Source organism: Lapillicoccus sp. (assembly GCF_036559105.1).
Taxonomy (GTDB): Bacteria; Actinomycetota; Actinomycetes; order Actinomycetales; family Dermatophilaceae; genus Lapillicoccus.
The window spans coordinates 1-9,483 of the sequence record NZ_DATBTV010000100.1 but is presented as its reverse complement, the minus strand read 5'-3'; the positions used below and the strand labels follow the sequence as shown (position 1 = coordinate 9,483).

General features: G+C 73.6%; 9 protein-coding genes. All 9 read right to left on the bottom strand.

The window, feature by feature from the left end:
* Positions 1-828, bottom strand: an 828-nt coding sequence (locus tag VIG79_RS12970; protein ID WP_331886246.1) for a class II fructose-bisphosphate aldolase, incomplete at its 3' end; no start/stop codon positions are given.
* A complete protein-coding gene (locus VIG79_RS12965; protein ID WP_331886244.1) occupies positions 825-1,745 on the bottom strand; it encodes a hexose kinase in 921 nt (306 codons plus the stop codon). The genes VIG79_RS12970 and VIG79_RS12965, both read right to left, overlap by 4 nt.
* Positions 1,742-2,653, bottom strand: a complete 912-nt coding sequence (locus VIG79_RS12960; protein WP_331886242.1) for an ROK family protein — start codon at positions 2,651-2,653, stop codon at positions 1,742-1,744. The genes VIG79_RS12965 and VIG79_RS12960 overlap by 4 nt, the downstream gene beginning before the upstream one ends.
* Complete coding sequence (locus tag VIG79_RS12955) at positions 2,650-3,561, bottom strand: SIS domain-containing protein (RefSeq protein ID WP_331886240.1); 912 nt, start codon at positions 3,559-3,561, stop codon at positions 2,650-2,652. Before VIG79_RS12955 ends, VIG79_RS12960 begins: the two co-directional genes overlap by 4 nt.
* A 78-nt stretch (positions 3,562-3,639) precedes the next feature.
* On the bottom strand, positions 3,640-5,643 hold the full coding sequence (locus tag VIG79_RS12950; protein ID WP_331886238.1) for a DUF5107 domain-containing protein: 2,004 nt from the start codon (positions 5,641-5,643) through the stop codon (positions 3,640-3,642).
* A 41-nt stretch (positions 5,644-5,684) separates the two neighbouring features.
* Complete coding sequence (locus tag VIG79_RS12945; protein ID WP_331886236.1) at positions 5,685-6,752, bottom strand: DNA glycosylase AlkZ-like family protein; 1,068 nt, start codon at positions 6,750-6,752, stop codon at positions 5,685-5,687.
* A 28-nt stretch (positions 6,753-6,780) separates the two neighbouring features.
* A complete protein-coding gene (locus VIG79_RS12940; protein WP_331886234.1) occupies positions 6,781-7,554 on the bottom strand; it encodes a copper resistance CopC family protein in 774 nt (257 codons plus the stop codon).
* Positions 7,551-8,249: a YcnI family protein gene (locus VIG79_RS12935; protein ID WP_331886232.1), complete on the bottom strand. Its 699-nt coding sequence runs from the start codon at positions 8,247-8,249 to the stop codon at positions 7,551-7,553. Before VIG79_RS12935 ends, VIG79_RS12940 begins: the two co-directional genes overlap by 4 nt.
* A 194-nt stretch (positions 8,250-8,443) precedes the next feature.
* Complete coding sequence (locus VIG79_RS12930) at positions 8,444-9,067, bottom strand: hypothetical protein (protein ID WP_331886230.1); 624 nt, start codon at positions 9,065-9,067, stop codon at positions 8,444-8,446.
* Between the last annotated feature and the right edge of the window lie 416 nt (positions 9,068-9,483).

Below are 9,483 nucleotides of genomic sequence, written 5' to 3'. Positions count from 1 at the left end.
CGCCAGCAGCTCCAGCAGCCGTGCCGCCTCGCGCGCGGCGGCGTCACGACCGGCGCCCAGGTACCGGCGGGTGTCCACCACGTCCGGATGGGACGCGAGGTACTCCTTCGCCGCCGCGGTGAACACGACGTTGAGGTGCGTCGCGATGTTGACCTTGCGCATACCGGCCCGTACCGCCGCCACGATGACATCGTCGGGCGCCCCGGACGAGCCGTGCAGGACCAACGGAACCGATACCGCCCGGTGCAGGCGTCCGATGAGGGCCAGGTCGAGCTCCGCCGTCCGGCTGGTCATCGCGTGCGACGACCCCACGGCCACCGCCAGCGCGTCGACACCGGTCTCCGCAACGAACGCCGCTGCCGCCTCCGGGTCCGTCCGTGCCGAGGGCGCGTGGACCCCGTCCTTGCCACCGACCTCACCGAGCTCGGCCTCGACGCTGATACCAGCGGCGTGACAGCGCTCGACGACGGCTCGCGTCACGCGTCGGTTGGTCGCGTCGTCGAGCCGTGACCCGTCGTACATCACCGAGGTGAACCCCAACGACACCGCCTCGTCGACCAGCTCCTCGTCCTCGGCGTGGTCCAGGTGAAGAACGCACAGCGCCGACGACCGTCCGGCAACGGCCTTGGTGGCCAACGCGATCGGCGCGAGCGCACCGTGGTACCGCGCGCAGTTCTCGCTGATCTGGAGGACCACAGGCAGTCCGGTCACCTCGGCAGCCGAGACCAACGCCTCGGCGTTCTCCAGGTGCACGACGTTGAAGGCCCCCACGGCGCCGCCCCCGCGGTCGGCCTCCGCGAGCACCGCGTCCAGCCGGACGAGGGTCATGACTCGGTCACCGTCGTGCCCTCGCGCAACCGCACGATGTCGCCCCAGTGCACCGCACCGGCCACCGGCTGGAGCACGGCCGCCCCGGACCAGGCCACGGCATCCCGGAGAAGGTCCGGCCAGTCGCGCTTCGTCATCAGCCCGGACGCGACCGCCGCCGTCGCTGCGTCGCCGGCCCCGGTCGGGTTCCCGCGCAGCCGCTGACCCGGACGAGCCACGAGTATGCGCCCGTCGCCCAGCATCGCGCGCATACCTTCCGGTCCAGCGGAGACGAGAACATTCCGAGCGCCCAACGTCTGCAACGCTTTCACGCCTGCGCGCTCCTCGTCGGTGCCGGTCGACAAGCGCAGCTCCGCACGGTTGGGCATGGCGACCTCCGCTCCCGCGGCGCACGCCTCCCGCAGCGCGGACCCCTCCGCGTCGACGATCGTCTGGGCCCCCGCGGCGCGAGCGGCGAGGACGACCAACGCGTAGGTGTCCGAGGTCACACCGTGGGGGAGGCTTCCGCAGACGGCGACCACCGTCGCTCCCGCGAGGACGTGCTCCTGGACGCGGGCAACGACTGCCGCCACCTCGGCCGCGGAGGCCGAGGGACCCGGCTCGTTGAAGATTGTCGCGTCGCCGGTGTCCTTGGACACTACGTTCACCGTCCGCCGCGACTCGCCGGCTCCCAGGACCATGTCGTAGGCGATGCCCCGCGCCTCCAGATCTGCGGTGATGACGTTGCCGGTCTCCCCGCCGGCGAGCACGAGCGCGACGCACGGTATCCCCACGTCGTGCAGCACCGAGGCAACGTTGACGCCCTTGCCGCCGGCGCGTTCCACGACGGAACGCACCCGATGGCTGTCGTTCGGGACCAGGGCGTCGACGGTGTACGTCCGGTCCAGGGCGGGGTTCAGCGTGACCGTGAGAATCACGTGGCCTCCCAGGCCAGGCAGGCGGCGCCGAGACAGCCCGCCCAGTCGGCGAGGGCCGGCGTCACGATCCGGGCCGGCCGCTGGAACGTGCGCAGCGACTCGACCTCGGCCCGCAGTGGGGCGAGCAGGGTCTCCCCGCTCTGGGCGAGGCCGCCGCCCACGAGCACCAGGTCGATACCCGTGAGCGTCAGGGTCGCGTGGACCGCTCGGGCCAGGGCCGAGACGGCTCGCTGCCACACGGCCACCGCGACCGGGTCGCCCTCGAGGACGCGTTCCGCGACAGTCTGGGCATCGACGAGCTCGCCCGTACGAGAGGAGTATTCGCGCCCGACCGCCGCAGCGGAGGCGATGACCTCGAGGCAGCCGGTGCCTCCGCAGGGACACGGCGGACCGTCCGGATCGACGCTGACGTGGCCGAGCTCGCCGGCCCAGCCACCGCCGCTCAGCACGTGGCCGTCGACCATGAGAGCGGCGGCGATGCCGGTGCCGAGGGGTAGGAACAGGGCGTCCCGAGCCCCCACCGCCGCCCCGAGCCGGGCCTCGGCCACCAGGCCCGCGCGCACGTCGTGACCGACGGCCACCGGGACGCCGACGGCCTCCTCGACCCGAGATCGGATCGGGAGGTCGCGCCATCCGTGGTTCACGGACAGGACGCCGATCCCCGTCTCCTCGTCGACCAGGCCGGGCACCACGACACCGCAGCCGACCAGTCGCATACCCGGCGCGGCCGCCACCAGCCGCCCCACGACGGAGGCCACCGTCTCTCCGATGCGTGCAGCGAGGTCGGCAGGAGTCGGTTCGACGACGCGGGCGACGACACCGAGGTCGCGGTCGACGAGCGCCGCCTTGGTCCGGGTGCCACCGAGGTCGACCGCTGCGACCACCTCGCGCTCCACCGTGTCGGTCATGGCTGCTCGAGGACCACCGAACGAGTGAGGTGTCGCGGGTGGTCCGGGTCGACGTCGGCCTGGCGGGCCTTGGCGAGGCACAGCCGGTGCACCCGGACCAGCTCGGCCAGCGGGTCGAGGGCGCGGTGCTCGAAGTGGGCGCCGGTCGCTGCGACCTGCTCGGGCAGGCCGTCCGGGACCGGGCCGAAGGCCCAGGTGGCTCGCCTCGGAGCGGCGATGGCGATCGGCCCGTGCCGGTACTCCATAGCGGGGTACGACTCGGTCCAGAACTGAGCCGACTCGCGCAGCTTGAGCGCGGCCTCCTCCGCGAGTCCCACGCTCCACCCGGTCCCGACGAACGTGACCTGCTCGACGTCGACGAGTCCGGCCAGCGCCGTCTCCTCGGGTTCGGCCAGCACCGCGCGGGCATCGGCCATGGCCGGACCCAGGTCCTCGCCGAGCGACGCGCGCAAGAGCGCCAGCGCCGACGTCGCGAACCGGGTCTGGACCACCGACTGCTCGTCCACCTCGGGCAGCAGGACGACCTGGTCGGCGACCTCGGCGGCCGGGCTGCCGGGCACCGCGGTGACGACGGTCGTCGGGACGCCTCGCTCGCGCAGGGCACGCAGGACCTCGATCACCTCGGTGGTGGTCCCCGATCGCGTCAGGGCAAGGACGTGCTCGTAGGCGCGCTCCAGCCGGTTCTCGCTGGCCGCGAACGAATCCGTCTCTCCGTGTCCTCCGAACTCGCGCAGCCACGCGTACGACTGGGCCATGAAGTACGACGTGCCGCAGCCGACGACGGCAAGACGAACGCCACGTCGCGGCAGGGCCGACCCCACCTCGTCGAGCCGGGTGACGACCGCCGCCCAGTCGTCGGGCTGCCCGGCCACCTCGCGGTTCAGGTGGCTGTCGGCCACGAAGGGCATCGGTTCTCCTCGGAACGAGACGGAGCGTCAGGGGCCAGGTCGGTCACGCCGGCCAGGTCGGCCGTGAGCGCGACCACCCTACGGCCCGGCCTCCGCGGGCGGCCCGGCGGACATCCGGAAGTCGTAGGCGTACGGCAGCGCAGCCGTTCGGCGCACCTCGGCCAGCAGCGCATCGTCGATCGCGACCCCACGTCGGCGAGCGATGCGGGCGGCCTCCAGGCGGTACCAGAGGTCGTCGACCGACCTGGAGCCCTCTCGCACCCAGGGCATGGTCACCTCGGCGAGGACGTGCTCCGCGCGCTCGACGGCGCCGGTCTCGGCCGCGGCCCGGGCCTCGAGGAACCGGACCAGCGGGTCCTCCCTCACCTCCGCCGGCGCCGCAGTCACGGCCTCGAGCGCCTCGGCTGCCCGGTTGTCCCCCAGCAGGGACTCGAGCAGCTCGGTGAGCAACGCCGGCTGGTCGGGGGCCAGTGCAACCGCGCGCCGCAGCAGGTCCGACGCCGCGGCGTCGTCGGCGACGACCGCGAGGTTCCGCAGCGCCCACGCGTTGGGCGCCGCGTCGACGGAACGCTGCCAGGCGGCGGTCGCTCCGTCGATGTCGCCGGCGTGATGCCTCACCACGCCTCGGTGCAGCCAGGTCAGCCAGTCGTCGGCCGGCGAGTCCTCCAACCGGTCCGCCCACGCCGGCGCCACCAGATAGGAGGAGGGCGGCGCACTGGGGTGGACGGGCGGAAGCCGCCCGGTGTCGAGCAGCTCGACCCAGGCCGCCTGCTCCGGTCCGAGGCTATGCGCCGGGAACGGGGTCGCCGCCCGGGCGAACCCGTGTTCGTCACCGCGGTTTCGCCGTTCCAGCGCACCCCAGCCCGAGCCGACATGGAGCAGCTCGGCCGGTGGCTGCCCGGACAGCTCCGCCGCCTCGCGTCGACGGTCCGCCAGCCAGGCGTCGGGCACGGACTCGAGCAGCGACCGCTCGACCGCCTCGCGAGCCGCCTCCCAGTTCCCACCGTGCACGACCTCCCGGTCCGTCTGTATCGCACCGTAGGTCTCCACCCAGGACCACTCCGCCCGCGCGGGCATCGCGACGTGCTCCAGCTGGGTTCGCAGCAGGCCGGCCTGGATCTCGAGGTACCGGCCGCCGAGGGGCGAGAGCCACTCCTGCCAGTGCCGTCCACCCGTTCCGCCGCCCCAGACGAAGAGCTTGCGCCCGCGCAGCTCCGGCGTCGAGGACTGGACGAGGCCGAAGCCGCTCCCGTCGACCGCGGCGACCCACGGTCGGTGCCCGAGGTCGAGCCGCACGAAGTAGTCGGCGGCACCCGGTGACGCGGCCGGGTAGGTCCGGTCCGTCCCGTCGGCGACGGGCAGAGCCACCATGCCGACGGTCGCCGTCTCGTCGAACCGCCACGCCGCGTCTCCCGGGGCGAGCACGCGCACGTCCTCCGACTCGGGGACCGCGATGTTGGACCACCAGTACATCGGCACCGCATGGTCGTTCGGGTTGACGACGCGGATCGCGACGACGAGCGCGGGCGACCCGTCCGGGAGCCAGCAGTCGACCTGGTAGACGACCTCGCGGATCCGCTCGTACTCCCACATCCGCAGCACCGGCACGCCGCCGGGCCCCTCCACGCGGGCGGCGAAGACCGGCGAACACGTGAGTGGCGTATGCCCGCGGATGCCGATGTTCCACTCGACTCCTCCCGCGAACCAGGCCTCGCGCAGCGCGAGGTTGGCGGGCTGGAAGGCCGGGTTCGCATACAGGAGCTCGCGTCCGCTCGAGAGGTCGACGAGCGAACGCAGCCGGCCGCCGAGGTCGAGCAGGAACTCCGCGCGTACCCGGTCGTTCTCGAGGACTGCGACCCGATGGTCCCGGGGGGTGAGGGTGCGGTCGTACCGGTCCTGGAGGAGGTACGGGAGGAGGCTGGCGACGCGGCCGTGCTCGAGGTTCGTGCGCATCTCGTCGTCGAGGTCGGCGGCCTCGACGTTCGCGTGCAGCTGCGGAGCGCCGGTCAGCGGGGGCAGCGGGTTGACGGGTCCCAGCGACGCACTGGGCAACGAGGTCGTGCCGAGGCGGAGGCCGCTCATTCGGGTGCGGGAGCGGGCCGGCGGGCGAGCATGCGCCCTTTCTATCCCAGGGTCAGGCCCAGCCAGCGGGCGAGGTCGGCGAGCTCGGTCCGCACCCCGGACGTCATGGCCGCCGTGAAGGGAACGTCCTCGTGGACGCCGTCGACGCGCAGCACGCCGGCTCCGCGGTCGGCGGTGGCGTCGACCTTCCCGACCAGGCGGTCACCGCGGAGGACGGGAAGCGCCCAGTAGCCCCAGCGCCGGGCGGCGGCCGGCTTGTACATCTCGAGCTGGTAGTCGAACTCGAACAGCTCGGCCATCCGCTTGCGGTCGAACACCAGCCGGTCCAGCGGCGACAACAGCGCGGTGCGACCCTCGAACTCGTCGTCGAGCTGCATCGGGTCGACCCGCCAGACACCCGGAACGCCGGTGACGACAGCGGGTTCGCCCGCGCCGCCGACGACACGTGTGCGGGCGATGCCGAGGGCGCCGAGCAGGCGTTCGTGTCGGAGGTGCACCGCGTCCTCCGCCGGGACCGCGTCGTCGTGCGGGAAGACCCGGTCCGCCAGGTCCCACAGCCGCTCCCGGCCCCGACGGCCGGACACCGCCACCTCGCCGCGACGCGCCAGCTGCGTGAGCATCCGGGAGACGTTGCGATGGTCGTTCCAGCCGCTCGACCGCCACGGGACGACACAGGTGTCCGGGAGGTCGCGCGACGGGAGAGGGCCGTCGGCAGCGAGCCGCTCGAGGATGTCGCGGCGGCAGGAGTCGTTGGCCTCGACCCACGCGACCACGTCCTCCATCCACCCCGGGAGCGGCCCCTCCCCCGGCCAGTCGGCCATCTCCGCGCGGTACAGCGCGAGGTCCTCGCTCGGCCGGATCATCATGTCCAGCTCGACGAGACGGCGTTCGGCCAGCGCGCTCTGCAGGTCGTCCGGCCGGTATGCGGACCCCATCCGGCTCCACAGCACGAGGTCGGCGCTGGGCGCCACGGCCGCCGTCTGGTCGACCTGAAGCAGGGTCAGGGACCAGACGACGTCGAGCAGGTCAGTATGCGTGGTGTCGTCGAGCAGCTGGGCGCGGACCGCGATCCGCCGCGCCCGTCGGCGCGAGAGCTCGTGGGGCCGCACGGGTCATGCCTACCAGCGACGACGGACATCAGGGCCGTTGGGCTCGTCGCCGTCGGAACGCCCACCAGCCCAGGACGAGGAGGGCGATGACCCCGGCGAGGATCGCGCCGAGGGCGGGTCCGGACAGCCCTGAGGTCTGCGGGCTGGCGGCCGGCGACGTCGGGGGCACCGACGTCGGCGTGGTCGTGGGCTGTGCAGTCGGCGTCGTCTGGGGTGATGTCGAGGGCGAGGTCGTGGTGCTCGGCGTCGTGGTCGGGGAGGCCGCGGTGCCCTGCTGGGTGGTGAACGCGAAGGTGCCGGAGACCGGGTGCCCGTCCGCGGAGGTCACCCGCCACAGCACCGTGTAGCGGCCAGCCGGTCCGGACCGCACCGGTTGGCGCACCTCCGCGTCGATCAGTTGGGGCGGGCCGTCGGACACCGTTCCGGCCGGGCCGGTCACGACGACCTGGGTCCCGATCGCGAGCGCCGGCTCGTCGAACGTCAGCACGACCCGGTCGGGGAGCCGGTCGACGACCGCTCCGTCGGCCGGGTTCGTCGAACGGAGGACGTCGTGCGCAGAGGCTGGGCCGGCCGAGACGATCAGCGTCACCACGGTGGCGACGAGGACGACGAGGACGACGAGGAGGGCGGGGGCGGCGAGGACGGCGGGGACGGCGGTCCGGACGGTGGCAAGGACGACGGCGACGGCTCGCGCGGATCGCCGCCGAAACGTCGTCAGCGGGTTCCGGTCGTTCTTCATGGGCCCCCGGTCGGTCGTCAGCGGGTTCCGGTCGGTCGTCATCGGCCCCCGGTCGGTCGTCATCGCGCTCCGGTCGGTCGTCGTCGTCGGACGGCGAAGGCGGTTCCGACCACGGCGACGACGAGAGCCGCGCCGGCGAGCACGCGGGCCACCGGGTCACTGGTGTCGGCTTCGGCCGACGGCGAGGCCGAAGCGGCCTCCGCCGGGGCGGCGGTCGCTCCCCCGGCCGTTGCCGCCGCGGTGACGACGAGCGCCGGGGCCGGATGCTCCGGTTCCGCCCCACCGGCGGGCGTCGGCTGGTCCCACGCGACGACGGTGCCGTCGGAGTAGGTCTGGGTCGCCGGCAGGAGCACGGTGCCCGCGGCCGGCAGGGGTCCGGCCGAGATGTCGAAGTCCTGGTACTGCCCGGGCTCGATCCGGGTTCCCGCCTGACCCTGCCAGGTGACCGTGCGGGGCGCCTGGGTGACGGTGGTGCCACTGACGGTGACCGGCGCGGGCAGTGGCTGCTCGGTCACGGTGATGGTCCAGCCGGGCAGCGGTTTGGTGCTGACGTGGAGGAACGGGGTGTCCTGAGGCAACGTGACGGAGACGGTGACGGTGCCGGCCGAGTCCTCCTCGTTCGGGACGCGGAAGGTCAGCTGGCTGAACGATCCCGATTGCGTCGAGTCGGCCTGGACGCGCACGTGCGCCTCGGCGACCTGGGCGGCGAGCCCACCGAGCACGACGGCGACGGCCGCCGCGAGGGCGAAGCGCCGCACAGTGACGGCCGCTGAGCGGGTGGGCGGGGATGGGCGACGAAGCATACGAAGAGGTCCTCTCGGACTGGACACACGACGGGACACACGACGGGACACACGACGAGGGGGCACGGGCCGGAGGGCACCGCCGCGCAGCGCGAACGGCGCGCGACCGTACCCGGCCCGAGGGGCGGCACAAGCCCCGGAGAAGGACGTCAGATCGCGAGGAGCGCCGGCTCCGGCGGCCCGCGGGGAGCGTCGGGCCGGGCCCACCGGGTGCTCGAGCGCACCGCGTCGCGGTGGAACACCCAAACCCGTGGGGTGGCGCCGATCCGAACCGCCAGCGGTACCGCGAGAACACCCCGCAGGGTTCGCCACAACCACGCCTCGCCCCGCGCGAGCACCCAGGCCGTCACTGCTGTGGCCGCCAGGTGGGCCGCGAGCATCGGCAGGGTCGGCATGGCCATCGTCACCGAGCCGGTCGGGACCGAGGGATCGCAGGGGCTCGTCGCGACGTGGTGACCGACGGCCACCAGGCCACACGACGACGCGGACGCGTCCAGCAGCGAGAGGATCACGTGCAGGACCACCTGGGCCGCCGTCAGCACGCCCAGCAGCGCCGGCAGTCGGCGTCGCCGCGTCGTGAACGCGACCCCGAGCACGCCCAGGAGGGCCGTGAGCATGACGCTGACCGCCCACCCCGGCCGGCCACCACCGGCGCTGACGTGCGCGCCGACCGCCAGCCCGTAGGTCGCAACCCCTAGGCCGGCCACCCTCGCCAGCCGCCACCGGCCCGCGGTCGGGTCCGTGGGCGGCCGTGTCCCGGCCCGTGCGCTCACGGGCCGATCATGCCAAACCGGCCCACCAGGCATCGCCCGGACGGCGACCGCGCTCGTCGGACAGGCAGCGGCCCCGCCGGCGCGGCGTGTCGCCCCGGTTCGGTCGGCGTGTCGTCCGTCGAGTCTCGGCCCTGCCTGTCCGACGGTGCCCGCCGACGACCGGCGTCAGAGTCGGAGCGTCAGGAGTCGAGGACCTCGATCGCCCGAGGCTGGGCCTCGTGGGAGTCCGGGTGCGTGTAGAACGCCAGATGCCTACCGGTCGATCCCCAGCTCGTCGAGCAGCGTGACGAGGAGGTCCACCTCGGCGTCGATCGACGGAGGGTCGCCCAGCGGCGTGTCCATGTAGCCCGGGCGGGACACGAGGACTGCGGCGAAGTCCGCCTCCGGGAGGAACCGCCCATGAGGTGAGCGGCGTC

Bases quoted from the DNA above. Each gene is read 5' to 3' on its own strand.
- VIG79_RS12940 (WP_331886234.1), bottom strand. From the start codon at position 7,554: ATGACGACCGACCGGGGGCCGATGACGACCGACCGGAACCCGCTGACG.
- VIG79_RS12955 (WP_331886240.1), bottom strand. From the start codon at position 3,561: ATGCCCTTCGTGGCCGACAGCCACCTGAACCGCGAGGTGGCCGGGCAG.
- VIG79_RS12960 (WP_331886242.1), bottom strand. From the start codon at position 2,653: ATGACCGACACGGTGGAGCGCGAGGTGGTCGCAGCGGTCGACCTCGGT.
- VIG79_RS12950 (WP_331886238.1), bottom strand. From the start codon at position 5,643: ATGAGCGGCCTCCGCCTCGGCACGACCTCGTTGCCCAGTGCGTCGCTG.